At 50.5% G+C, this 731-nt stretch carries 2 tRNA genes and 1 rRNA gene; all 3 read right to left on the bottom strand.

Annotated features, from left to right (window positions below):
- Positions 1 to 274: 274 nt before the first annotated feature.
- Positions 275 to 350: transfer RNA gene (locus tag LQ564_RS25735), tRNA-Ala, on the bottom strand.
- A gap of 11 nt (positions 351 to 361) precedes the next feature.
- Positions 362 to 438 (bottom strand) — tRNA-Ile (locus LQ564_RS25730).
- 74 nt (positions 439 to 512) lie between these two features.
- Positions 513 to 731, bottom strand: a 16S ribosomal RNA gene (locus tag LQ564_RS25725); the annotation flags it as partial.

The raw sequence follows: 731 nt of genomic DNA, 5'->3' as shown, positions 1-731 counted from the left end.
GCAAGCTACTACGTCCTTCATCGCCTGTAATCGCCAAGGCATCCACCATGTGCACTTATTCGCTTGTCCCTATAACGTTGGCCTCTTCATGAGTTAAAGAGAACGTTACAGAATCAAGAGTACAGCTCGTTGCATGTTTGTTGATACTTGATTACTACCCTAAGTGTGTGTTTCCACACGCTTAAAAAAACTTTACTTCTTCCAGATTGTTAAAGAACGAGAACTACACTTATCGAAAGCGCAGGCTTTGGATAAATGCAGTCAGAACAGTAAGTGGTGGAGGATGACGGGATCGAACCGACGACCCCCTGCTTGCAAAGCAGGTGCTCTCCCAGCTGAGCTAATCCCCCGACGTGAAACGTGGTAGGGCTGGTTGGACTCGAACCAACGACCCCCGCGTTATCAACACGGTGCTCTAACCAGCTGAGCTACAGCCCCGATACTGTTCTTCATTCGACAGTCGATAAGCGTGGACGCTTGATGATGAGCTCTAGGCTCCGGTGCTACTCTAGAAAGGAGGTGATCCAGCCGCACCTTCCGATACGGCTACCTTGTTACGACTTCACCCCAGTCACGAATCCTACCGTGGTAAGCGCCCTCCTTACGGTTAAGCTACCTACTTCTGGTAAAACCCGCTCCCATGGTGTGACGGGCGGTGTGTACAAGACCCGGGAACGTATTCACCGCGACATGCTGATCCGCGATTACTAGCGATTCCAACTTCATGTAGT

It is taken from the genome of Massilia phyllostachyos, from assembly GCF_021044825.1.
Lineage (GTDB): Bacteria > Pseudomonadota > Gammaproteobacteria > Burkholderiales > Burkholderiaceae_D > Telluria > Telluria phyllostachyos.
The sequence above is the reverse complement of the archived record's forward strand: the minus strand, read 5'-3'. Positions and strand labels throughout refer to the sequence as shown.